The sequence below is a fragment of the Tardiphaga sp. 813_E8_N1_3 genome (assembly GCF_051811025.1).
Taxonomy (GTDB): domain Bacteria; phylum Pseudomonadota; class Alphaproteobacteria; order Rhizobiales; family Xanthobacteraceae; genus Tardiphaga.
The window spans coordinates 2655272-2680549 of the sequence record NZ_JBPWQE010000001.1 but is presented as its reverse complement, the minus strand read 5'-3'; the positions used below and the strand labels follow the sequence as shown (position 1 = coordinate 2680549).

General features: G+C 62.5%; 17 protein-coding genes. 5 read left to right on the top strand and 12 right to left on the bottom strand.

Annotation, left to right across the window (positions count from 1 at the left end; translation table 11 throughout):
* Positions 1-41: 41 nt before the first annotated feature.
* Entirely contained in the window at positions 42-1430 is a 1389-nt protein-coding gene (locus AB8A33_RS12810; RefSeq protein WP_439093129.1) for an efflux RND transporter periplasmic adaptor subunit, read from the bottom strand.
* Positions 1420-2856 (bottom strand): efflux transporter outer membrane subunit, encoded by a 1437-nt coding sequence (locus AB8A33_RS12805; protein ID WP_439095926.1) that lies wholly within the window; start codon positions 2854-2856, stop codon positions 1420-1422. Before AB8A33_RS12805 ends, AB8A33_RS12810 begins: the two co-directional genes overlap by 11 nt.
* Positions 2857-3262: 406 nt before the next feature.
* On the opposite strand from AB8A33_RS12805, the gene AB8A33_RS12800 reads away from it, so the two are divergent.
* The 4 genes from AB8A33_RS12800 (at position 3263) to AB8A33_RS12785 (ending at position 7946) form a co-directional block, all read left to right on the top strand.
* Positions 3263-4576, top strand: a complete 1314-nt coding sequence (locus AB8A33_RS12800; protein ID WP_439093128.1) for an NAD(P)/FAD-dependent oxidoreductase — start codon at positions 3263-3265, stop codon at positions 4574-4576.
* Positions 4577-4578: 2 nt separating this feature from the next.
* Positions 4579-5439 carry a DUF1365 domain-containing protein gene (locus tag AB8A33_RS12795; protein ID WP_439095925.1) on the top strand — a complete coding sequence of 287 codons (861 nt, stop codon included), beginning with the start codon at positions 4579-4581 and terminating at the stop codon, positions 5437-5439.
* A 111-nt stretch (positions 5440-5550) separates the two neighbouring features.
* Entirely contained in the window at positions 5551-6780 is a 1230-nt protein-coding gene (locus AB8A33_RS12790; protein ID WP_439093127.1) for a class I SAM-dependent methyltransferase, read from the top strand.
* A 125-nt stretch (positions 6781-6905) separates the two neighbouring features.
* Positions 6906-7946 carry a cysteine synthase A gene (locus AB8A33_RS12785; RefSeq protein WP_439093126.1) on the top strand — a complete coding sequence of 347 codons (1041 nt, stop codon included), beginning with the start codon at positions 6906-6908 and terminating at the stop codon, positions 7944-7946.
* 11 nt (positions 7947-7957) lie between these two features.
* On the opposite strand, the gene AB8A33_RS12780 is transcribed toward AB8A33_RS12785, so the two are convergent.
* Genes AB8A33_RS12780 through AB8A33_RS12765 form a run of 4 tightly spaced genes read right to left on the bottom strand, consistent with a single transcriptional unit; the run spans position 7958 to position 12470 of the window.
* Positions 7958-8704: an amino acid ABC transporter ATP-binding protein gene (locus tag AB8A33_RS12780; RefSeq protein WP_439093125.1), complete on the bottom strand. Its 747-nt coding sequence runs from the start codon at positions 8702-8704 to the stop codon at positions 7958-7960.
* Positions 8705-8710: 6 nt separating this feature from the next.
* A complete protein-coding gene (locus tag AB8A33_RS12775) occupies positions 8711-10231 on the bottom strand; it encodes an amino acid ABC transporter permease (protein ID WP_439093124.1) in 1521 nt (506 codons plus the stop codon).
* Positions 10228-11439, bottom strand: coding sequence for an amino acid ABC transporter permease (locus AB8A33_RS12770; RefSeq protein ID WP_439093123.1), 1212 nt, complete (start codon positions 11437-11439; stop codon positions 10228-10230). The genes AB8A33_RS12775 and AB8A33_RS12770 overlap by 4 nt, the downstream gene beginning before the upstream one ends.
* 14 nt (positions 11440-11453) lie before the next feature.
* Positions 11454-12470, bottom strand: a complete 1017-nt coding sequence (locus tag AB8A33_RS12765) for an amino acid ABC transporter substrate-binding protein (RefSeq protein WP_439093122.1) — start codon at positions 12468-12470, stop codon at positions 11454-11456.
* 337 nt (positions 12471-12807) lie between these two features.
* Here AB8A33_RS12765 and metC point away from each other — a divergent pair, with 337 nt between their 5' ends.
* Positions 12808-14004, top strand: a complete 1197-nt coding sequence (metC, locus tag AB8A33_RS12760; protein ID WP_439095924.1) for a cystathionine beta-lyase — start codon at positions 12808-12810, stop codon at positions 14002-14004.
* Between the two features lie 26 nt (positions 14005-14030).
* Here the strand turns inward: metC and AB8A33_RS12755 are convergent, their stop codons facing one another.
* From AB8A33_RS12755 to AB8A33_RS12730, 6 genes are all read right to left on the bottom strand, one after another.
* Entirely contained in the window at positions 14031-14369 is a 339-nt protein-coding gene (locus tag AB8A33_RS12755; RefSeq protein ID WP_068736456.1) for a lipid-A-disaccharide synthase N-terminal domain-containing protein, read from the bottom strand.
* A complete protein-coding gene (locus AB8A33_RS12750) occupies positions 14370-15125 on the bottom strand; it encodes a glycosyltransferase family 2 protein (RefSeq protein ID WP_439093121.1) in 756 nt (251 codons plus the stop codon).
* A gap of 70 nt (positions 15126-15195) precedes the next feature.
* Positions 15196-16038: a phosphatase PAP2 family protein gene (locus AB8A33_RS12745; RefSeq protein ID WP_439093120.1), complete on the bottom strand. Its 843-nt coding sequence runs from the start codon at positions 16036-16038 to the stop codon at positions 15196-15198.
* The gene (locus AB8A33_RS12740) at positions 16038-17780 is read right to left on the bottom strand and encodes an ArnT family glycosyltransferase (RefSeq protein WP_439093119.1); all 1743 of its coding nucleotides are present in this window, start codon (positions 17778-17780) and stop codon (positions 16038-16040) included. Before AB8A33_RS12740 ends, AB8A33_RS12745 begins: the two co-directional genes overlap by 1 nt.
* Positions 17781-17830: 50 nt before the next feature.
* Complete coding sequence (gene pbpC / locus AB8A33_RS12735; protein ID WP_439093118.1) at positions 17831-20032, bottom strand: penicillin-binding protein 1C; 2202 nt, start codon at positions 20030-20032, stop codon at positions 17831-17833.
* Positions 20029-25248: an alpha-2-macroglobulin family protein gene (locus AB8A33_RS12730; RefSeq protein ID WP_439093117.1), complete on the bottom strand. Its 5220-nt coding sequence runs from the start codon at positions 25246-25248 to the stop codon at positions 20029-20031. The genes pbpC and AB8A33_RS12730 overlap by 4 nt, the downstream gene beginning before the upstream one ends.
* Positions 25249-25278 lie beyond the last annotated feature (30 nt).

Here is a 25278-nt window from a genome sequence, read left to right as displayed (position 1 = left end):
GAAATCATCAACTCAGGCGATCGATCGTGCGAATATCATGGCTACTTCGCTCCCGATGGCGCAGCACTCGGGCTGGCTGGAGGCGGTGTCTGGCCAATCGGTGCCTGCGGATTGCCCTGGCCGCCCGCGCCACCCGAATTCTGGCCGCGCTTGCCGCGACGTTCGCCGGCATCATTGCCCTTGCCCCCGCCACGCTTGCGTGGCGCGAGATCGGCTGTCGGTTCCTGATCATTGGTGCCGACTGACACCTTCGATCCCTCTGCGAGATTGGCAAAGCCCGTGGTGACAACACGCTCGGTCGCCGACAGGCCCTTGGCGATGACAGCCGTGGTCTCGTTCTGCTGCGTAACGGTGACCGGCACCGCCTTGACGATGTCGCCCTCCTCGATCACGTAACTGAACGTGCCGGCGGGACCGCGCTGCACGGCCGAGGTCGGCACCACCATGGCATCCTTCAGCGTCTCGACCTTCAGCCGCACATTAACGAACTGGCCGGGCCAGAGCTGATAATTCGGGTTCGAAAATTCGGCCTTCAGCTTCACGGTGCCGGTGGTTGTATCGACCTGATTGTCGATGCCAGTGAGCGTACCGGTGTCGATGACGGTGACGCCGTCATTGCCGAATACATCGACCAGCAGCGTCCCCTTGGCAGCAGCCGCATTGGCGCGAACAATCTGCTGCTGCGGCAAGCTGAACAGCACAGCGATGGGTTGCAGCTGCGTAATCACCACGAGGCCTGTGGTGTCCGACGCATGGATGATGTTGCCCTGATCGACCTGTCGCAGACCGGCGCGGCCGGAGAGCGGCGCGATGATCTTGGTATAGCTCAGCGTCGCTGCGGCATTGTCGATTGCGGCCTGATCGGCATTCACCAGCGCTTCCTGCTGGGCGACGAGCGACTTCTGGGTGTCGGCCTGCTGCTTGGAGCCAGCGTTTGACGTTGCAAGCTGCTGGTAGCGGATCAGGTCGAGCCGCGCGTTGGCCAGCGTCGCCTCGTCCTGCGCCTTCTTGGCGACGGCCTGATCGTACAGTGCCTTGTAGAGTACCGGATCGATCTCGCCGAGCACGTCGCCGGCCTTGACGTCCTGGCCTTCCTTGAAATTGACCTTGATCAGCTTGCCGTCGACCTGCGCGCGCACGGTGACGTTGTTCAACGCCTTTACCGAACCGACACCATCGAGATAGACCGGCACGTCCTGGATCTTCGGCGTCGCTGCCAGCACCGGCACGGTCATCATGTCCGGACGGAAGCCGCCGCGACCGGCCGTCTGCCGCTGCTGGAACGCGTTCCAGCCGATATAGCCGAGCCCGCCGAGGATCAGCAGTGTCACGGCAATCGACACAGTACGGCGGCGCGCCTTGCCGGCGACCTTGGCAACACCGTCGCCCGTCGCTTTCGCGGCCTCTTTCAACTCCGGCTTAAAGAGCATTGACCGGTCTTTCCATTTTCGGCTCCCAGCCGCCCCCCAGCGCCTGATAGAGGCTGATGATCGCCTGTAGCCGCGCCAGTTGCGCCTGCGACAGGACATCTTCCGCCTGGAACAGCGTCAGCTGGGTGTTTAGCACAGTTACGATGTCAGCGGTTCCAGCGCGCAATTGCTGCTCGGACAGCTCGAAGGCCCGCTTCGACGCCCGGACCACCTCGCGCTGTAGCCGCAGCCGCTCGGTGGTCTGGCGGATCGCGACCAGCGCGTTATCGACGTCGGCAAAGGACTGCACGACCGTCTTGCGATAGGTCTGCAGCAGCTCGTCCTGCCGCGCCTGGGTCAGCTCGAAATTGCCCTGAATGCGCCCGCCATCGAAAATCGGCTGGGTCAGGCCGCCGACGAGGCTGAAGAAGGCGGCATTGGGCTGAAACAGCGAGGCCAGCGCAGCACTCTGATAGCCTCCCGAGCCGGTGAGCTGGATCGAGGGGAAGAACTGCGCCCGGGCGCTGCCGACATTGGCCGTCGCCGAGGCCAACTGCGCTTCCTGCCGGCGGATATCCGGCCGCTGGGTCAACAGCTCTGACGGCAGACCGGGCGTGACGCGCGGGGCTGCGATATTGTTCAGCGAGCCGCCGGCCACGCGCACGCTTTCAGGGGGCCGGGACACCAGCGTCGCCAGCGCATTGACGTTCTGCGCCAGCGTGGTCCGCAGCGGCGGCACCGCAGCGCGTTGATTGGCCAGTACGCTTTCCTGCTGCGCGACATCGAGATCGGTGCCGGTGCCGGCACTGAAGCGCTGTTTGATCGCATCAAGGATGCGCTGCGCGCTAGCGATGTTGCGCTCCGCCGTGCGAATGCGGTCCTGCGAGGTCAGCACCTGGAAATAAGCATTGGCGACGGCCGCCATAGTGGTCAGCGCCACCACGTCGCGGTCGAAGCGATTGGCAGTCGAGGTTTCTTCCGCAGCCAGAGCCGCGTCACGGTTCTTGCCCCAGAAATCGATCTCGTAGCTGGCCGAGAGCGAGGCCGAATAGGTCACCACCTCGCGGCCGCCATTGGTCAGGCCGCTGGAACTGGAGCCCGAAGTCCGCGAATAGGTTTCCTGCCCACCGCCGCCCACGCTGGGCAGCAGCGCGGCGCCGGTGATTCGGGCCTGCGCATCGGCCTGCATGATTCGCGATGTTGCCGCAGCGATATCGAGGTTGACTGTCTGGGCCTCCTCCATCAGCTGCGTCAGTTCCCTGGAACGAAAGCCGCGCCACCAGTCCAGTGTCGGCGTGGCGCCGTTCGGATTGGCCAGCCGTGCCGCCTTGTAGCCCTCGGGAATATCGAGGGCCGGATCAGGCAGATCCTTGGTCAAAATGCAGCCTGCCGAACTGGCAACAACGGCAAAGGCGACGACCGAACGCCCGATCTTTTTCGCGAACACGAGATTCACCGCACGAACATCCGGACAAGGCTCCGCCGCGCGCGCTTTGCGCCGAGATTCGGGGCGTTGGGGTATGCAGCCTGAGACACGTTCACCGGGTGATGCTTGGTCAATGAAACGAGCCCGCATTCTAGCGGCCCAATCATCCTGCGGACAGTGTTCTTACGTGTCGCAACGTGCAAGCGGCATAGATGCGACATACCCGCGAATGAGCGGATTTGCACAGATTCCCCCGATTTTATCGAGCTTTTTGGCCGCTGACAGAAGCGCCCGACAGGTCAGGCTTACGAAGATTTCATGTGTTCATTTGTTGCTGACGCCAAGTTCGCGCTCCCCTGCGCCATTTTGAAACCTGCCGGGAATACCAACCGTAACTTGGTCACGAATTGGCCACAGGGGACTTGGAATGCGCGTCGCAGTCATCGGAACGGGAATTGCCGGCAATGCCGCCGCATGGGCACTGTCAAAGCGCTATCCCGTCACGGTCTACGACCGCGAACTCCGCCCGGGCGGCCACAGCCACACCGTGAGCGTCGATTATGACGGCACCCAGGTCGCCGTCGATATCGGGTTCATCGTCTATAACGAGCTCAATTACCCCGACCTCACCGCGATGTTCGACCATCTTGGCGTCGAGACCGTGGAAAGCTGCATGAGTTTCGCGGTCACCGCCGATGGCGGGCGGTTCGAATGGAAGGGCGGCGGCGATACATGGGCGGATACGGCCAAAGGTCTGTTCGCACAGCCGAGCAACCTGTTCTCGCCCTCCTATCTGCGGATGCTCAAGGATATTCTGATCTTCAACGAGCAGAGCGTGAAGGATCGTGCCGAAGGCCTGCTCGGCGATATGTCGCTCGGCCAGTATTTCCGCTGGCGCAAATTCGCGCCGCGTCTGTTGACCGACTACCTGGGGCCAATGGGTGCCGCGATCTGGTCCGCACCAGCCGACGAGATTCTGGATTTTCCGGTAGAGAACTTCATCGCCTTTTTCAGCAATCACCGTCTGCTGCAATATGATCGCCCGGTTTGGCGCGCGGTCAAAGGCGGCAGCAAGACTTACGTCGAGAAGCTCACGGCCGCATTCGGCGATCACCTGCGCCTCGGCTGCGCGGTGACCGCGATCGAGCGCTCCGCGCATGGGGTTGTGGTCCACGACAGCCACGGTCGCCACGAGACCTACGACCATGTCGTCGTCGCCACGCATAGCGACCAGGCGCTGGCGATGTTGTCAGACCCGAGCGCCGACGAGAGCGCCATTCTCGGCGACATCGGGTATGCGCCGAACATCGTCTACCTGCATCGCGATGCCCGTTTGATGCCAAAGCGACAGAATGCCTGGGCATCCTGGAACTTCCTGCGCTGGCAGCGCAAAAGCAGCCACGTCAACGACGTCGCAGTGACCTACTGGATGAACCGGCTGCAAGGCATTGCCGACGACAAACCGCTGTTCGTCAGCCTCAATCCGCCGTTCGCACCGGATCCCGATCTGACCTTCGGGCGTTACATGTGCGAGCATCCGCAATACAATGCCAGGGCATTTGCGGCACAGAAGCGCCTCGACGAGATCCAGGGCAAGCGCCACACTTGGTTCTGCGGTGCATGGACCGGCTATGGTTTTCACGAGGACGGATTGCGCTCCGGTCTCGCCGTGGCCGAAGCGTTGGGTGCAACCGTGCCATGGCGGGCGCCGCCGCCGGAACTCGCCGAAGCCGCGGAGTAGCGATGCGTGACGTCGTGACCAGCACAACAGCGAAATCGGGCTCAGTAGATGCAACTGCGGCGCTGTATTTTGGGAACGTGATGCATGCGCGGCTCAAGCCGATGGGCCATCGCTTCAGCTACCGCGTGATGAGCCTGTTGATCAATCTCGACCGTCTGGATGACGCGGACAGGATATCACCGCTATTCGGCGTCAATCGTGCCGCGCTGTACAGCTTTCGCGAGTCCGATCATGGCGATCGCGATGGCTCGTCACTGCTTGCGTTTGCGCAGCGCTGTGCGCGGGAGCGTGGCATCGACCTGACCGGCGGACGCGTGGAATTGCTGTGTTACCCTCGCCTGCTCGGTTACACGTTTAATCCGCTCTCGACCTATTTCTGCAGCCGCGCCGATGGCGAGCTTGCTCTGATCATCTACGAGGTCCGCAACACCTTTGGTGACATCCACTCCTACGTCCTGCCGATTCAGCCGGGCGAACAAACAGACGTCGGTATCCGGCAGGAGCAGGACAAGCTGTTTTACGTCTCCCCCTTTATCGATATGCCGATGCGCTATCACTTCCGTGTCTCACCTCCCGGCGCTGACGTGAAGTTGCGCATCCTGGAGACCGACCCGGAGGGGCCGATCCTCGCCGCGACCTTCAATGGCAAGCGGCACGCGCTGACGTCGGGCGCGCTATTGCGCTCGTTCTTCGCGCTTCCGCTGGTGACCGTTAAGATCATGGCCGCCATCCACTGGGAAGCGCTGCGCCTGTGGATCAAGGGCGCCCGATTTGTGCCGCATGAAGCAAGCTCTGCAAGAAATACCCGCTTGGCGAGCGAACAAAGCCGCGCTTATACTCCTGTAAAATCGTCCGCGCGTTGATCGGATTTTGCAACGCACAAGCGCGATCCTGTCCGACAGAAGAGCGGCGGCCACATCCATCCATGCGACTTGAATGCGGACACAGAACCACGAACTCCCTTGGATCTGCAGATGTCTGACCTGATCGTTCTTACTCCGGAAAATGTCGACAAGGCGCTGCCGGATTTGCCGCGCATCGTCCGGCTCGCGCTTAGTTTCGGCTCGCGTCTGCGCCGGGGCACGCTCGACGTGACTTTGCCCGATGGCCGGCGTGTCCGCCTCGGCGGCATGGAACCCGGTCCCGCCGCAGAGATGACGATCAGCAGCTACGCTTTCGCGTCGCGCCTTCTGAATGGCGGCGATATCGGCATCGCGGAAGCCTATCTACACCGCGAATGGGACACGCCGGATCTCACGCAATTCCTGTATCTGTTCTGCGTCAATCACGATCTCATTCAGGTGATGCTCGGCAACAATCCGCTGATGCGCTTCGTCCAGATCGTTCGCCACTGGTTCAACCGCAACACCAAGCGGCAAGCTCGCAAGAACATCTACGCGCATTACGACATCGGCAACGCGTTCTATTCCGCGTGGCTCGATCCGAGCATGACCTATTCGTCTGCGATTTTCGAAGACGGTACGCAGGATCTCACCGCCGCGCAAAACAACAAATATCGCCGGCTTGCAGAAGCGATCGATCTCAAGCCCGGCCAGAAGGTGCTTGAGATCGGTTGCGGCTGGGGTGGCTTTGCCGAATATGCCGCGAAGAACTACGGCGCGCATGTCACCGGTCTCACCATCTCGACCGAGCAGCGCGATTTCGCCCGCAAGCGGATGCAGGACGCGGGCCTCGACGATCAGGTCGAAATCAAGTTTCAGGACTATCGCGACGAGCGCGGCCAGTATGATCGCATCGCCTCCATCGAGATGATTGAGGCCGTCGGCGAACAGTTCTGGCCGCAGTACTTCTCACAATTGCGCGACCGTCTGCTGCCGGGCGGGCTCGTGGGCATTCAGGCCATCACGATCCAAGACAAATTCTTCCAGACCTATCGTCGCGAGGTCGACTTCATCCAGCGCTACGTCTTTCCCGGCGGCATGCTGCCGACGCCCGAGATCCTGAAATCCTTCGGGGTCAGATACGGCGTTCCTGTCATCAAGGAACGCATTTTCGGACTGGATTATGCCAAGACACTGGCGACCTGGAGACATAGTTTCCGCGCGGCCTGGCCGAGCCTGACGCCGCTCGGTTTCGACGACCGGTTCCGGCGGTTGTGGGAATACTACCTGGCCTATTGCGAGGCCGGTTTCCTGTCGGGGAATATCGACGTCCGCCAGGTCGTATTCGCAAAAACCCCATAGCCCGCGCTCTGGACTTTCCGCACTGCGGCACCAGATCTTGAGGCCTGACCCTTCCCTTGTCTGGCCCGGCGGCCTCCACTAGGGTCGCGACAAGATCGACAACCCGAGCGAAGAATTTCAGCACCATGACCTTCAACAAAGACGTCGTCGCGGCGATCGGCAACACGCCTCTGATCAAGCTGAAACGCGCATCCGAACTGACTGGCTGCACCATTCTCGGCAAGGCCGAATTCATGAATCCCGGCCAGTCGGTGAAGGACCGCGCCGGAAAATGGATGATCCTCGAAGCTGAGAAGCGCGGCGATCTGAAGCCCGGCGGTCTCATTGTCGAGTCGACCGCGGGCAATACCGGTATCGGTCTCGCCGTGGTGGCGAGCGCGCGTGGCTATCGCACGCTGATCGTGATCCCGGAGACGCAGAGCCAGGAAAAGAAAGATATGTTGCGGCTCAACGGCGCCGAACTGATCGAAGTGCCGGCGCTGCCGTTCGCCAATCCAAACAACTATCAGCATGTCGGACGACGGCTCGCAGATCAGCTGCGCAAGACCGAGCCGAACGGCGTTCTGTTTGCCGACCAGTGGAACAATCTCGACAACGCCAAAGCCCATTACGAATCGACGGGCCCCGAGATCTGGGAGCAGACTGGCGGCAAGGTGGACGGCTTCATCTCGGCAGTCGGCACCGGGGGCACGCTAGCCGGCACAACCCGCTACCTGAAGGAAAAGAACAACAACATCGTTACGGCCTGCGCCGATCCTGAAGGCTTTGCGATGTATAACTGGTTCAAGCATGGCGAGGCCAAGTCCACGCCCGGCGATTCCATCACGGAAGGCATCGGGATCGGCCGCGTGACGCCGGTCATCGAGACCGCGAAGGTCGACACCGCCTTCCTGATCCCTGACGAGGAAGCCGTCGCTGTGATCTATGACCTGCTCCAGCACGAAGGCCTCTGCCTTGGCGGCTCAACCGGCATCAACATCGCCGGCGCGATCCATCTCGCGAAGGAGTTGGGCCCAGGCAAGACCATCGTCACCATTCTGTGCGACTCCGGCGGCCGCTATCAGTCGAAGCTGTTCAATCCCGACTTCATGCGCAGCAAGAACCTGCCGGTGCCGGCATGGCTGGAGACCAAGAGCGATATCTCGGTGCCGTTCAAGACAGTCTGAGGCGCAGAGCCTCAGCGAAGAATCTGGCTCAGGAACAGCTTCGTCCGAGCGTGCTGCGGATTGGCGAAGAACTTGTCCGGTGTATTCGCCTCGATGATCTGCCCAGCGTCCATGAATACCACCCGGCTGGCGACTTCCCTGGCAAAGCCCATCTCGTGCGTGACCACAAGCATGGTCATGCCCTCGCCGGCGAGATCGACCATGGTGTCGAGCACTTCCTTGACCATTTCGGGGTCCAGCGCTGATGTCGGCTCGTCGAACAGCATGACTTTCGGCGTCATCGTCAGCGCCCGCGCGATCGCCACACGCTGCTGCTGGCCGCCGGAGAGCTGACCGGGATAGGCATTGGCCTTGTCCGGAATGCGCACTCGCTCCAGATACTTCATCGCCGCGGCATCGGCGTCCTTCTTCGGCATATGCCGTACCCAGATCGGCGCCAACGTGCAGTTCTCCAGCACGGTCAGATGCGGAAACAGGTTGAAGCTCTGAAACACCATCCCGACGTCACGCCTGATATCGTCGACGCGGCGCAGGTTGGGACCGAGTTCGATGCCGTCGACGGTGATGCGGCCTTCCTGAAACTCCTCCAGTGCATTGATGCAGCGGATCAGCGTCGATTTGCCCGAGCCTGACGGCCCGCAGATCACGATGCGCTCGCCGCGACCGACCGCAAGATCGATGTCGCGCAGCACGTGGAAATCGCCGAACCATTTGTTGAGGCCGGCAACCGAGACGATGGGATTCACGGATACGGACATGTCACCTCAACTCCGTCGATGCACATTGAGCCGATGCTCGACGAATAGCGAATAGCGCGAGATGCCAAAGCACATCACGAAATACATGATGCCGGTGAAGGCAAAGCCGGTGAACAAGGTCGTTGGCGTCGACCAGTTCGGATCGGCAAAGGATGCGCGGAGCTGACCGAGCAGATCGAATAGCGCGACGATGGACACCAGCGATGTATCCTTCAGCAGCGCGATGAAGCTGTTGACGAGGCCGGGAATGACGTGGCGCAGCGCCTGCGGCATCACCACCAGACGCGTGGTCTTCCAGTGGGACAGGCCCAGCGCACTAGCCGCCTCCGCCTGCCCGCGCGGGATTGCCTGCAGTCCGCCGCGGATCACCTCGGCATTGTAGGCGCCGGCAAACAGCGCGATGCCGATCAGCGCACGCACCAAACCATCGACAGTGAAATTGCCAGGCAGGAACAGCGGTAGCATATAGGTCGCAAAGAACAATACGGTGATCAGCGGCACGCCGCGCCAGAATTCGATGAAGGCGATTGAGAACAGACGGATCAGCGGAATGGTGGAACGGCGGCCGAGTGCAAGCGCGATACCAACTGGCATCGACGTCACGATGCCGGTGATCGACACCACCAGCGTCACCAGTAATCCGCCCCACAGCCGCGTATCGACAATCGGCAATCCGCCGCGATCGAGCCGCAGCAAGGCGATGACGACGGCGATGCCAATAAAGATGGAGATCGTGTTGGCAAGCACGCGCCAGCCGTTGCGAACATGGCCATTCGACAGGAAGACAAGCAGCGAAACGATAATCGTTGTTGCCGCCAGTTCGAACCAGACGGGTTCACCCCGGTTGACGCCTTCGTTGCGCAGCCAGTCGAACGGCAGCGCGACGAGCTGCAGACCCTCTCCGAATGCCACGATGCCGTTGCCAATCAGCGTGAGTGGGTAACCGATGACAGTAACATCGGACAGAAGACCCACACCCCGAAGCCAGCGGCCAATATCCATAAAGTGGACCGCGAAGGTCGACAGACAATCTGCGGCCCAACTGATGCCGAAGCCATTGATGCCACCGCCATACAGCAGGAAGAACGCCACGACGGGGAATGCGAGGAAGAACAGTCCAGCATTCACGCTCTTCGCGGGCAGAGGCGGGATCAGGAGCGGCAGAAGTAGCAGCGCACCGAGCAGGAATGTCAGGTTGACGCGCCAGCGTTCCGGCTCGGGATAAAAGCCGTAGATGAACTGCATGAACTTGGCCTGCACGAACGGCCAGCAGGCGCCAACGGCGTGGTCAACGTTTTCCGGCAGGCACGCCGTGCGGTCCTGCCCATGCCAGACGGCGTCGATCAGCAGGAATTTGACCGTGGGGACAATGGTGAACCACAGCAGCAACAGGCTGACGACAGTCAGCAAAATATTGGTCGGCGAATTCAGCAGCCGTGTCTGCACAAAGCCGATAAAACCCGAGCTGCGCACTGGCGCGGCGCGCTCCACAATCAGTCCTTTTGCAACGAAGCTGGTATCGCTCATGCGCCCATGCTCCGTGAGATACGCCAGCCATAGACGCTCATGATGGCGCTCGTGATCAGCGAAATCACGAGATAGACCGCCATGGTGATGGCGATGATCTCGATGGCCTGCCCGGTCTGGCTCATCGTGGTGCCGGCAAACACCGAAACGAGGTCTGGATAGCCGATGGCGACGGCCAGCGACGAATTCTTGGTGAGGTTGAGATACTGGTTGGTGAGTGGCGGCAGGATCACGCGCATCGCCTGCGGCACCACGATCAGTCGGAGCGTCGCACCCCGGCTAAGTCCAAGCGATGCGCCCGCTTCGGTCTGTCCCTTATGCACCGACTGGACTCCGGCACGCACGATCTCGGCGATGAAGGCGGCGGTGTAGGTCGAGAGCGCCAGTGTCAGCGCGACGAATTCTGGCAGCACACGCAGGCCGCCTGAGAAATTAAAACCTCTCAGCACCGGATACTCGAATGTCACGGGCTTGCCGAGCACGAGCGCCGTCAGAAGTGGCAAGCCGACCAGCAAGCCCAAGGCGATCGGCCAGACGGATATCACACGCCCCTTGGCGAAGAGCTGCTGTCGCGCATAAACACGCAACACCAGCGCAGCGATGATCGCAACGACCACGGCGATCGCGAACGCGGTGAAAGCCTCCGTCCCAATCGGCTTCGGTAATCCAAAGCCACGATTGCTGAGAAAGAAACTGTCCAGCAGCGAGATGCTCTGCCGCGGCTGCGGCAAGCTCGCGAGCACGGCGAGATACCAGAACAGTATCTGGAACAGCAGCGGCAGGTTACGGATCAGTTCGACGTAGCCGCCGGCGATGCGCGCCAGCAGCCAGTTCGGCGACATCCGACCGAGCCCGACGATGAAGCCTATGATGGTCGCAAAGAAGATGCCGATCAACGACACGACCAGCGTGTTCACGAGGCCGACGAAGAACACCTGCAGATAGGTATCGGATTCAGAATACGGGATCAGCGCCTGACTGACGGCGAAGCCCGCAGTATTTGACAGGAAACCGAAGCCGGATGCGATCTTCTGCGCGGCCAGATTGCTGCGCGCATTCTCGACGATCTCATAGCCGATCCAGACAAGGGCCGCGACAAACACGACCTGGAGCACAAAGCCGCTCCAGCCCGCCTGCCCGCCCAGCACGCGTCGCAATTTCGCAGCGAGCTGCAGCGGCGGTTTTCTGGCTTCGGTCGATGTCGCCACGAGCGATGATGCGCTCAGCGGATCGGCGGTGCGTATTGGATGCCGCCCTTGTTCCAGAGCTGATTCAGCCCGCGCGAGATCCCGAGCTTGGAGCCTGCGCCGACATTACGGTCGAACACCTCACCGTAATTACCCGTCGCCTTGATAATGCGTGCGAACCAGTCCTTGGTGAGGCCCAGCGTTTCGCCGAGATTGCCGTCGGTGCCGAAGATACGCTTCAGCTCCGGCTTGTCGGATTTTGCCTGTTCATCGACGTTCTTCTGCGTGATGCCGAGCTCCTCCGCATTGATCATGGCGAACAGCGTCCAGCGCACCACGTCCAGCCACTGATCGTCGCCATGGCGTACCAGCGGGCCGAGCGGCTCCTTGGAGATCACTTCAGGTAACACCGCGTGATCGGCAGGCACGGTGAGCTTCAGGCGTTCCGCATAAAGTTGCGAGAGATCAGCGGTGAAGACGTCGCAGCGGCCCGACTCATAGGCCTTGATGGTTTCGTCGGCGGTCGAGAACGCGATTACCTCATACTTCATGTTGTTGCCCTTGAAGTAGTCGGCAACATTCTGCTCGTTGGTGGTGCCGGTCTGCAGGCAGATCGAGGCGCTGTTGAGTTCGAGCGCCGAGTTCACCTTGAGCGCCTTGCGAACCAGAAAGCCCTGGCCGTCATAGTAATTGATGCCGGCGAAGTTTACGCCAAGCGACGTATCGCGCGACAGCGTCCAGGTCGTATTGCGCGACAGCACGTCGATCTCGCCGGACTGCAAAGCAGTAAAGCGATCCTTCGCCGAGAGCGGCACATATTTCACCTTGGTGGCATCGTTGAAGATCGCCGCCGCGATGCCGCGGCACAGGTCGACGTCGAAGCCTACCCAATTGCCCTTGTCATCCGGCGCCGAGAAGCCCGGCAGGCCCTGGGTGACGCCGCAGGACAGCATGCCGCGGTCCTTCACCGTCTTGAGCGTCTGCGCAGATGCGCCTTGCGCGGTCAGACCAGCGGCAAGAGCGATAGAGAGCATCAGGGTTGCGCGTTTCATGTAAGGCCTCTTTGGGGACGTCAGGACGCTCGGTCGACGCAAAGAATTGAATGACGAGCCTACGGATCAGTTCCATAGCCCTGAATTGCCCGACCGGAAAGGCGAACTACAGCAGAGACGATCTAAAAAGACCGGACGAATCAGCAGGAAATCGCAGATTTCGCGGCATGCCCCTCAACGGGTCGCGGGGGATCGCCGAGGTCCGCAACAGAGAACGATCAGCCAGCCGGGTCAAGGGGTTGACGGCCATCTTCCGTGTCCTCTTAGTGACGGAACCAGCCATTCGGCGCCCGAGATGCCAATGGCCGCGCAACACCTGCAGACTGGCGGCCCCATTATGACAGCTTCGAACGACAATCACGGCACCACCTCGCTCGACACGGACACCGTGATCGTCACCGCCGGCCGCGACACCAAATCGCAGAGGGGCTTCGTTAATCCGCCGGTCGTGCGCGGCTCCACGGTGCTGTATCCGACCGCCGACGACCTCCACGCGCATCGCGGCGAGTTTCAGTATGGGCGCCATGGCACGCCCACCACCAAGGCATTGCAGGAAGCACTGATGGCGCTGGAAGGCCCGCAATGTGCCGGCGTGGGACTCGTGCCGTCGGGCCTCGCCGCGATCTCGACTGCCCTGCTCTCAGTGCTCAAGGCCGGCGATCATCTCCTTGTCAGCGACAGCGCCTATCGGCCGACACGCAATTTCTGCAACGGCATGCTGGCACGCTACGGCATCGAGACCACCTATTTCGATCCGCTGATCGGCGCGGGCATCGAAGCGCTGTTCAAGCCGAATACTCGCGCCGTCCTGATCGAAGCGCCGGGCTCGCAATCATTCGAAATGCCAGATGTGCCTCTCATTGCCGGCATAGCGCATGCGCGCGGCGCTCTGGTGCTCGACGACAACACCTGGGCCACGCCGCTCTATCATCGCTCGCTCGAACAAGGCGTCGATATCAGCATCCAGGCGGCGACCAAATATATCGGCGGCCACTCGGACATCATGTTCGGCACCATCTCCACCAATGACGCAGCGTGGCCGCTGATCAGCGAAGGAATCAGGCTGCTCGGGACATGTGCAGGCCCGGACGACGTCTTCCTCGCGCTGCGCGGACTACGCACGATGTCGGTGCGGCTCGCGCATCATCAGCGCTCGGCGCTAGGGATAGCGCAGTGGCTGGAGACCCGTCCCGAAGTGCTGAAGGTGCTGCATCCCGCTTTGCCCAGCCATCCCGGCCACGCCATCTGGAAGCGCGACTTCACAGGCGCATCCGGTCTGTTCAGCATCATCCTGAAGCCGTCGTCGCAAAAAGCCGTCGATGCCCTACTCGACACCGTCAAGCTGTTCGGCATGGGCTACTCTTGGGGCGGCTTCGAGAGCCTCGTCATCCCGTTCGACTGCTCGGACTATCGCAGTGCGACCAAGTGGGCGCCCGGCGGCCCGGCATTGCGGTTTCATATCGGGCTGGAAAGCGTCGATGATCTGAAGGCTGATCTGGAGCGAGGCTTGGCGGCGTTCAACGCGGCGCTCTAATCGGCGGGGTCGCCAGACAAAGACGCTCAGCTATCGAGCGTCTTTGATCCGCTGCCGCGGTTCTTGATTATCAGCATGATGTTGCGGACATAGATTACGGTGGCAAAAGCCTGACCGAGGATGATCACTGGCTCGCGCTTGGCGATTCCGTAGATCAGCGTCATGAACCCGCCGGCCATGGAGAAGAACCAGAAGGCCATAGGCACCACGCTCTGCCCGGCACGTTCGCTGGAGATCCACTGCACGAGGAAGCGCGCGGTAAAGAGCAGTTGCGCGATCAGGCCAAAGGCAAGCCAGAAATCGAACTTCGCGACGAAGACGTCGTAAATATAGTCGCCAAGCGCCTGACCGTATTGAATCAGCATTTATTTGAACTCGGTTGCGACCGGCGTCGTACGCTTGCGGCGGATCAGCCACCAGACGCCGGCGAGATCCATGATCCCGATCCAGAGTCGGTCGAAAAATCCGTAATTGGACACACCGGAATGGCGAGGCCGATCGGTGACATCGACATAGGCGATGTCGAAGCCCTCGCGACGCACGAGCGCCGGAAGGAAGCGATGCAAACCATCGAAATAAGGCATCGACAAGAACACATCGCGGCGGAATGCCTTCAGACCGCAGCCGGTATCGCGGGTACCGTCCTTCAGGATCGCGTTGCGCACTGCATTGGCGATCTTCGATTGGGCTTTCTTGAAGCCGGTATCCTTGCGGCCAACACGCTGCCCGGCGGCGAGACCAACGCGACCGCCGCCATCCTGAATGGCCGAAATCAGGTTGGGCAGGAATGCCGGATTGTTCTGACCATCGCCATCCAGCGTGGCCACGATGGCGCCGCGGGCGTTGCGCACGCCTGTACGCACGGCGGCCGACTGGCCCGATGATGCGGCGTGATCGATGCGGCGCAGATTGGCGCGCGTCTGCATCAGTTCGGCGAGCCGTGCTGGCGTCGCGTCGGTGGAGCCGTCATTGACGTAGATGATCTCATAGGGCCAACGGCTATCGAGCGCAGCCGTGATCTCGGCGATCAAAGGCGCGACATTGTCCTGCTCGTTGCGCACGGGCACGACAATAGAGACGTCGACGGGGGCAGCTTCGGGAGCGGACAAATCGGAGCTCATGGTTGGAAGCAGATTTTCGCAAGGCCAGCCTGCGGGAACTTGTCGCAGCCAGCCGAACGAAGACCGCTTATTATGGGGCCGCGGTCCCGCGGGCAACCCTTTTGAGATGGCCTGCGGACGGCCCTGGCAGCGGGTCGATCGTACCGTCCTGGTGGATGGTGAAGGCAAGATGCCGGGCCGCAAACCAGTATCGCACGCTCATGGCGCCGATCCAGCCGACCAGCCCGCCGCCGACCACGTCACTGGCATGATGCGCCAGCAGGACGAGCCGACTGGCACAGATGGCGACCGCATAGACGATCATCACCGTGCGCAGCCGCGGCCAGAGCGCAGCGACCGCGAAGGCCAGCGCAAAACTGGTGGTCGCATGGCCCGACGGGAAACTGGCATAGGCCGGCGTCCAGGCGAAATGCGAAAAGTGGAAGGGATCCGCCGCGCCGCTGACAAAAGGCCGGCCACGGCCGAGCATGCCTTTGATGATTTCAGCCACGAAGACCGACAGCGCAACCGACAGAAAGATGTACTGAATGCGCGTGCCGAAGCTGACAAGTACGGCGCGTGACGTGCCGTGCCGCAGTGGCGTCAGCAGGGCCAGCACAATCATGAGCGCGAACAACGCCAGCAGGACATACTCGTCCTTGCCAAAATCCGTAAAAATACGCAGCGGCCACAGGCCGGCCGTGCCGCGCGCCGGCATCAAGCCGATCTCGGTGGCATCGACGATGAACATCAGCGCGATGATGATTACGGCGGTCACGGCGCCAAGCATCAGCGAACGGCGCGCCCAGTAACGCGCGGCTTCGGCACGCCGCGAATGCGACGGTGCACGAACGAGCTGCGCGAACGACTGCCAGAGCAGCACCGTGAGTTGCGACAGATAGGTCTGTGGCTGCGATTTGTCCGGGGCTACCATCACTCGGTCCCTTCGGAGCGATAGATTGCCACCGAAATCGCTTTGCCCTGCGAGAAGTTATAGCCGTCGATACGGGTCGCCATGTTGTAGCGAAGGCCGATGGCCTCGGCGCGCATGGCGAACTGGCGCTCCGAACGCAATTCGACAAGCGCAAAGCGACAGCTGCCCTGCCCGAGGAAATCCGCGGCGCCGGCACCATCAGTGAGCTGTGTGGATGTGCCGGTCATGAACACCAAGCTCGGCTCGTGATATCCCGCTGCCGCAGCCTTGGGACCGACGCAGACCACGTTACGCAGCGCACGTGCGATCTGCACGCTTGGAAACAGCGGCCGGAGCGACGGCAGCAGCACGCCGTAAAAGGCGGCGCTCATGAACAGTGAGGCCACAACTGCATTGAGCAACGAGCGTTCTGCGCGGGCGTTATCATACAGCCACCAGGCAAAGAGGCCGAAGACCAGTGCCGCGGCGGCAAATGGCCAGGCCAGAAACACCGGATGGCGGACGATCGCGACGGCACCGATCTCGGCGACCACAGCGGTCAGCGCCGGGATCGCGAACCACCAGGCCGCGCCGCGCGCCAGCCAATTGCGCGCCAGCACCTGGCGCTCAAGCGCACCGATGACAAGGATGGCGATCGCCGGATAGAGCGGCAGCACGTAATGCGGCAACTTCGTCATCACGACTTCGAACACGATCCAGGACGGGATCAGCCAAGCCAGCAGATATTGTGCACCAGGCTCGCGTCGCGCGCGCCAGATCGCCGGGGTGGCCATACCGGCCAGCGGTGCCCCGGGCCAGAAGGTGATCCAGAACAGCAGGAAATACATGCCCGGAGGCGCGCCGTGGGATTCCTGCGCTGCCAGTTTGCTCAACATGTCGCCGCCGAGCGAATTGGAGAAGAACGCTTGCCCCGACTTCAGGAAGATCGCGACAAACCACGGCAGCACCAGCAATAGCATCCAGACGACGCCAACCAGCGGCCGTAATCGCCACAGCCACCCGACCGAGCGATCCATGATCGCCAGTGCAATGATCGTCAGCCCTACGAACATCAGGATCAGCGGTCCCTTGACGAGAATGCTGATCGCCATCGCCGTCCAGAACACCACCGGCTCCTGCCAGCGGGCCTTGTCGGCCTCCTCGCCGCGCTGCCACGCCAGATAAATCCGCGCCATCGCACCCATCACGGCAATGACCGTCAGCAGCAGCATGGCGTCGGTCTTGGCAAGCCGGGCCTCGACGTTGAGCAGCACCGAACTGCACATGATCAACGCCGCTAATACGGCGCCGCGCCGCGTCAGGAAGGCCAGCGCGGTCCAGTAGGTCAGCAGCACTGCACCAATGGCGCCGATCAGCGATGGCACCCGATAGAGCCAGATGCGGACTTCGGCGTTCTGCAAGCCCAGCGCCTCGGCGGTCTCGACCACGGTCGCCTGCATCCAGTAGATGCCGACCGGCTTCTTGTAGCGGACCTCGTCCTGGAACCGGATGTCGACAAAATCGCCGGTCTCGACCATCTGCTTGGTCGCCTGCGCGAAGCGGGCTTCGTCGCGGTCGATCGGCGGGATGGTGAAGAAGCCCGGCAGAAAAAACAGGAACCCGCAAATCGTCAGGAAAGCGACCACACGAGCATGGCCGGAGCTGACGAAATCAAGCACACGCACCAGTCTGCTGCCCGGATCAACACGGGTTTTCGGCTCACGCGGGGCGCCAAATCGGGGTCTTGGATAGGTCTCGGCCATGCCTGTCGCATACGCTGAAACCGCCGACCGGACAACCAGTTAGCCCGCGCTTATTGGATTCTGACCACAACTGTGTCTGCGGTGCCCATGGCGTCCATAACCGTCAGCCGGACGAAGCCCGGACCAGGCGGATCAACCAGCCGCTGGCGCCGGCTGTCGAGTTCCCCGGCGGCCATGCCGTTGACCAGAACGGTCATGGGCAGAACCCCGCCGGCCACCTTGACCGGCACGGCCAAAAGCTTCCCCTCGCCGCCACTGGCATCGATCCGGGAACCGTTCAGCGGGAACTGGATGTGCAGGGCCTGATCGCTGCCGGTCCGGATCAATTCGCCGACCGGGCGGAACCGGCGCAGTGGCAGCGGCAATTTTGCATTGCTGGCCATCAGCACGCCCTTGGGCGGCTTTGGCAACGGAGCCGGCAGCTTGCCGGTCCGGGCAAAGGCATCGAACAGGATCGGAGCCGCGGCCGTGCGACCGACCAGGCCGGGCACCGGCGCGCCATCGGGTCGGCCGACCCAGACGCCGATGGTCATGCGTCCGTCGAAACCGACCGACCAGGCGTCGCGATAGCCGTAACTGGTGCCGGTCTTGAACGCGATCCGGTTATGCGCGGCATTCTCCGGCGGCGGCGTGCCGATCAGGACATTGCCGACCTGCCAGGCCGCGACCGGGTCCATCAGCCGCAATGGCTCGCGATCGTCGCCCCCATTGGCCTGCATGATTTCCCGCAGCGGCTTCGAGCTGCCGAGCCGCGCCACGCCCGTATAGAGCTGGACGAGGTCCTGCAGCGTGATGCCGACGCCGCCGAGGCCCATGGCGAGACCCGGCGCCTCACCCGGTGGTAGCATCAGATTGCCGCCCGCTTGTTTGAGGCGCGACGACAGCCGCGATGCGCCGACACGATCGAGCAGCGCAATGGCAGGGACATTCAGCGAAAGCTGCAGCGCCTTGCGCACCGGCACGGTGCCCTGGAAGCTCATGTCGAAATTCTCCGGCGCGTAGCTACCGAAACGCACCGGCCGATCCTCGATCAGGCTTTCCGGATGCACGAAGCCATCTTCAAAGGCGAGGCCGTAGATGAACGGCTTCAACGTCGAGCCAGGCGAGCGCACCGCGCGGGTCATATCGACCTGCCCGGCGCGGCGATCGTCGAAATAGTCGGGCGAACCGACATGGGCGAGCACGTCGCCGCTCTCGTTGTCGACTGCGATGATGCCGATGGAGATATTGTTGCCCAGCGCCGCCGCGCGGTCATGCGCGAGACCTTCAAGTACACGCTGGATGCCGGCATCAAGCGCCAGCTTGATAATGGGGCGGTCCTTGTGCAGCGACGTCGCCTGATCCGCGGAATGCGGCGCCAGGATCGGCATTGGCTTGCGCAACTTCGGGACGCTGACGGATTTCGCCTGCATGGCATCGGCAGCCGACACTCTGCCCTCGCCGACCATGCGCTCGAGCACGCGGTCGCGCGCCACGCGGGCATTGCCGGGATGGCGATCAAGCCTGCGATGTTCCGGCGATTGCGGCAGCGCTACGAGCAATGCGGATTCCGCCAGCGACAGTCGCTTCGGCTCCTTGCCGAAATAGGCGATCGACGCGGCGCGAAGACCTTCGAGATTGCCGCCGAACGGCGCCAGCGCCAGATAGAGATCAAGGATCTGATCCTTGCTCATCTGCCGCTCGATCTGCAGCGCCCGGACGGCCTGTCTGATTTTGGCCGATATCGAGCGTTGCTGCCGCGGCTCGATCAACCGTGCGAGTTGCATCGTGATGGTCGAGCCACCCGACACGATCTCGCCGCGCGTCACGAGTTGAAGCGCGGCGCGGCCGAGCGCCAGTGGATCGACGCCATGATGGCTGTAGAAGCGCTTGTCTTCATAGCCGAGCAGTATCTTGAGATAACCGGGATCGACTGAGGTCCTGGCATCAACCGGAAGCCGCCAGCGTCCATCGGACATGGCATAGGCGCGCAGGAGCTTGCCGTTGCGATCAATGACGGTGGTGGAGATCTTCCGCGCTTGTTCGAGGGGGAGCGGGCCAAGAGAGGCCACCCACGCGGCAAATGAAAGACCTCCGAGGGCCACAATGGCGGCCACAGAGATCAACGTTTTCCGGGTGCGCTTCCAGCCCCTACTCACGTCATGGCCGGGTTTGTCCCGGCCATCCACGCCTTGGCAACCCGTTACAGAAGACGTGGATGCCCGGGACAAGCCCGGGCATGACGGCGCTTCTGTTGTTAGCCTCTCACTCATTTCGCCTTCGCGACCTCGATCGAGCCCGTTCCCGTCCGCCCGTAGCGCGACGGATTATACATGTCCTCCACATAGGCCTGCGGCAGCACGTACTTCCCGGGCGACACCGCGCGGACGATGTAAGCGACGGTGAACACCGCCTTGTCGTCGCTCTTCCGGTCGATCGCCGCGGTGAAGCGGTCATCGCGGAATTCGGTGTTCTCAGGTTCTTCGCCATCCTCGATCCAGTCCAGCGTGCCGCTGTCACCCGACGACACCAGATGCGGATTGTCGATCTCGAAACCAGCCGGCAGATAGTCGGCCACCATGATGTGTCCGTATTCCGGCTTGGCTTCCGTGATCTTCAGCACCACGGCGAAGCGATCATTCTGTTTCGCCTTGGTGACGTCGGCAGGCTTGCCGTCGAGCGTGAAGTAATTGCGCTCGATCTTGAAGCCGTTGGACGCGGCCGGCTCCGGCGTGATCGGCGAACCCGAAACCGAAACAACCGCCTGCACCGGCGTGTCGCCGGTATTGGTGATCTTGATCGGCTGGCCCGTCATCTCCGCGGCCTTGTAGCTGCGATAGAGTGCGGTCTTCACCGGCGAACCGTTGACGTCCAGCGCCAGCGTATTCGCTTCCTTGGCCAGCGCACGCGACGCCAGCACCAACCACGCGTTTTCCTGCGTGGAGGTGAACGGCGTCAGACCGCGCGCGGCTTCGACACGCTGAACCGCCTGCGTCAGTGTTGCGCGCGGCGCATTGCCTTCGCTGGCGAGCGAGACCAGAGCAGCAGCGTCGCGGAGCGCCGAGCCATAATCGACGCGGCCGAATTCGATCGCCGGCTTCGGCGCTAGGCTTTCGACGGCCGCCGCATAGACACGTTCCGCGCGGGCACGGTCACCGACGAGCGCCAGCGCCGCCGCCAGCTGCGACTTGGCAATCGGCGTTGCCAGGTTCTTCAGCTTGGTATCGGCGAGATAGCGCAGGTCGCCGATGGGCGCGGTGCCGTTCTTGGCCAGCACATAGAGACCGTAAGCGAGATCGCGACCGCCGTCCTTTTCCGGCTCGGCGGCATTGACGACCGAGTTGCGGACGCGGTCCAGCGCCGCACGGAACAGAACGTCCGGCACCACAAAACCCTTTTCGCGGGCGCGGGTCAGGAAGTCCGTGACGTAGGCATCGAGCCACGCATCGTCGCCACCCGCCGACCACAGACCGAACGAACCGTTCGAGCCCTGACGCGCCAGCAGTCTGTCGATGGAATCCTTGATGCGCTGATCGACACCTGCGTCCATTGCCAGATGCGCGCCGGCCGCGAGGTCGTTGACATAGAGCAACGGCATCGCGCGGCTGGTGATCTGCTCGGAGCAGCCATAGGGATAGCGATCCAGTGCCTTCAGGATGGTCGCCGCATCAAGTGCCGTGGACAGGCTGACCGACAGCGAGACGCCGCCGGTGCCCGATACGAGATCGGAGAACATATCCGACGTCAGTGTCAGACTCTCGCCCTTCGCCAGCGTCCGGATCGAGCGCCGCGCCAGCACCTGCGTGGCCGCCTTGACGTCGAGCACATAGTGCCGTGCCAGTGTCAGCCCGTTCGGTCCCTTGATATCGACGTCGAACTGGGCCGTGCCGGCACCGGATGCATCGATGGCCAGCGCCATCGAGGTCCGCTGTTTGGCCGCGAGCTTGATCGTCGTCGCTGGATTGCCGGTCACCTTGACGGGGCCGGAGGTCTTTACAGCGATGGTGTAGTCGCCGGGGGCACCTTCGACATTGTCGAGATCGAAGCTCATCGTGCCCTTGTCACCGGACAGCAGGAACCGCGGCAGCGTCGCCGTCAGGACCACGGGATCGCGCACCGTGACGTCCACGGTCGCGCGGCCCAGCTTGGTCGCGGTCCAGGCCACGGCCATCACGCGGGCGGTGCCGGCGAATTCGGGAATCTCGAACTCGATCTGCGCAGTGCCGTCGGCAGCCACGGTGACGATGCCGGAATACAGCGCCATCGGCTTTTGAGTGGGCGGCGAGCCCTCGATCTGCGCGCCGGCGCTATCACCGCCAGTGCGCAACTGGCCGCGGGTGCCCTGCATGCCGTCGATCAACTGCCCATAGATGTCGCGAATTTCCGACGTCATGCGCCGCTGGCCGAGATAATAGTCATCCGGCGCCGGTGGCTTGTAGTTGGTCAGGTTGAGAATACCGACATCGACCGCGGCAACGACGATCTTGGCGTCCTCACCGGGATTGAGCCCGCCGAGTTTCACCGGCAGTTTCAGCGTCGTGCTGGGCCGGATCAGCGCGGGCGGCGACAGTGCCACGTCGAGCGTACGCGCCTTCTTGTCGATACCGAACCACTTCAAACCGATGGCACGGCCAGGCATCCGCTTGGCGGCGGCATCAAGCGGCCGACGCAACGTGGCCACCACATAAGCGCCTGTGCCCCAGTCCTTGCCGACCGGAATTTTGATCTGCGATGCGCCTTCCTTGACCTGAATGCTCTGGGTGGTCAGCAGGCGGTCGCCAAGTACATTGATGGTCAGCAGGCCGGCGGTGCGGGCATTGACCGAAACGATCATGGTGTCGCCCGACAGATATTCCGGCTTGTCGATGGAGGTCTCCAGCAGGTCCGGCGTATCGGCGCTGCCGTCGGAATACCAGCCGACATCGAACTGCACCGAGGTGATCGGACCGTCGGCTTCATTCGATTTCACGTCGAGACGATAGCGGCCGGGCTGCGGCTGCAGCGAGATGCGGGCTGGAGCATTGGCGGCGACGGTGAGGTCACCATCGGCCACGCGCTTGGTCGACTTGACCGGCTCATAGTCCCAGGACGAATTCTGCCGATACCACTGGTAGCGGGATTCCATCTTGAGCAATTCGTAACGCAGGCCGCTACGGGCCAGCGAGGTTCCCTCGGGCGAGACGACCACCACGTCGAAGGCTGCGTTGTCGCCCTCGGCGACGTTCTTGTCCTTGAACAGCGGCTTCACGCCGATCATCAGTGCACTGGGGGCAACCGGCAGCACAAACTTGCGCTCGACGGCGCGACCGCCGGCTTCTGTCATGCGGATGAATATCTGGGCCTCCTGCGGCCGGGTCGAAGACGGCGGCTTGGCGAGGCTGACGGGGAACGTCGCGACGCCGTTGGCATCGGCCTCCGGCAGGCCTTCGATCGGCGTCCGCTCATTGCTGGCGGTTTCCTCGTCGGCCACGCCGAACTGATAGCCGACGAATCCCGGACGGTTCGCGGCAGGGCTGACAAGCAGATCGCCTTCGAGCTGCAGGCCCGACGCGGGCGCGCCATAGAGGAAGCGACCATCCACCTTAAGTTCTACAGGAGCATCAGCTTTGATCAGCTTATCCTTGGAAGATATGTCAAATTCAATCCGATCCGGGACGTAATCATCGACCATGAAGGTAGTCTCGCCGACCGATGGCGCCTTCGGATCGGTGAAGGCACGAACGCGCCAGGTGCCCGTTGGAACCGCCGAATTCAGTGGCAGTGTCAGGCTGCGACCGCCTGCGCCTTGGTCCTGCAGGACAGCGCGGCGGAACTCGACGCCATCCGGGCGCTCGACGACGAGCGTCATCGGCCCAGAGGTCACCGCATTGCCCTGCCCGTCGCGCAACAGCGCGGTGAGATAGACCGTCTCGCCGGAGCGATAGACGCCGCGTTCGGCATAGACGAAGGCGTCTGCGCCGGCAGGAACAGCCCGGCCCGAGACGCCGCGATCACTGAGATCGAAGGCGTTCGATTTGAGACTCAGAAACGCATAGTCATTCTTGTCGCCGGTAACCGTGAGCATCGCCGGCGACAGACTGCCCTCGCCCTTCGCGAGGCCCGCTTCGAACAGCACATGGCCGGAGTCGTCGGTCTTCCTGGTCGCGAGAATTTCGTTATTGCGCGCGACGAGGCGCACGTCTGCCTTGGCCATCGGATCGGTCGAGGCCAGCGAATTGACGAACACATGAATCCCGTCATTGCCGGAGAAGGCGGTCAGGCCCAGATCCGAGACGATGAACCACTGGGTCGCCAGCGAGCCATCGTCATCGCTGCCGCCGGACCCCGGTCCCTTGGCCGCCGCGGTCATCACATAGACGCCAGGCTGCAACTCACCGATCGCCTGATCGACCGGGAATGCCGTGGTAACGTCGGCGTTCAACGTGGACGCCGTCGCCAGTTCGCCGGTCCAGACCTTCACGCCTCGCTCGTCGCCGAGGCTTTCAAGCTGGTACTTGCTCAGCGCCGTCTGGAAGTCGCTGCCGATGACAGTGTTGATCAGGTTGCGATCGCCGATCCGGAACACATTGACGGTGACCGCCTGGGTGTTGACCGAGACCACGGGGATGCCCTGCTGGCCTGTGCGCGGCAGCACATAGGCGCGGCCGGTGAAACGCACGAACGGCTTGCGGTCGCGCACATAGATGTTGAACTCGGCCGATTTCGGCAGACTCTCCTTCACCGTCGACGGCAGGCCGGCGCGCAGGTTGATGTTGTAGCGCTCGCCATGCTTGAGGCCTTCGACGCAGAGCTGCTTCTCGTCGGAGGTCAGTGCCGGCTTGTCGCTGCCGGCCAGCGCCAGGAACGGCGCGAAATCCACCCGCTTGGCGAGCTCCTCGGAGAACTGGAAACAGGCCCGCGGCGAGGCGGAATCAGAGTCCACTGTGTAATCGAGCAGCCGGAAGCCGTGATCGTCGCGCAGCTTCTCGTATTGGCCGCGCACATCGGCGACCTCGCGCATCTCGAGCGACAGGCGTAGCGCGTCCAGCGCCGGGCGCCACAGTCTGCGTTCTTCCATGGCTCGGCCGAGCACGGCCAGCGCCTCGGCCTCCTCGCCGGCATTACCTGCCCGCTGATAGGCGATGTAGGCCGCGGTCGCGGCGCGCTCGCGCAGGAAGGTGGTTTCGGACGAGGTTGCCGGGCGGATCTGGAAGATCGTCTTGGCGAGCCGCAGCCAGTTGGCGCTGTCATCGGGCGCAATCGCCACGATCTGGCCAAGCGTCTGCAGACCGGCGCGGAAATCGGAGCGTTTAAAGGCGGCGTCCGCATCGGTGCGCAGTGTTGCCGCGCTCTTGGCGATGGGTCCGGCCTCCTTCTTGATCTGCGCCTCGAGCTTGATCGCGGAATCCACCAGTTCATCCCGCCGGAAAGCCTTGTCGGCCGCGTGAGCCGAGACGAGGCCGAACGCCAGCGTGGCGCAGACACTAACGGCGCGAACCAGACCAATCATGGACAACTCCCCTGCACGGACGAATGCCGC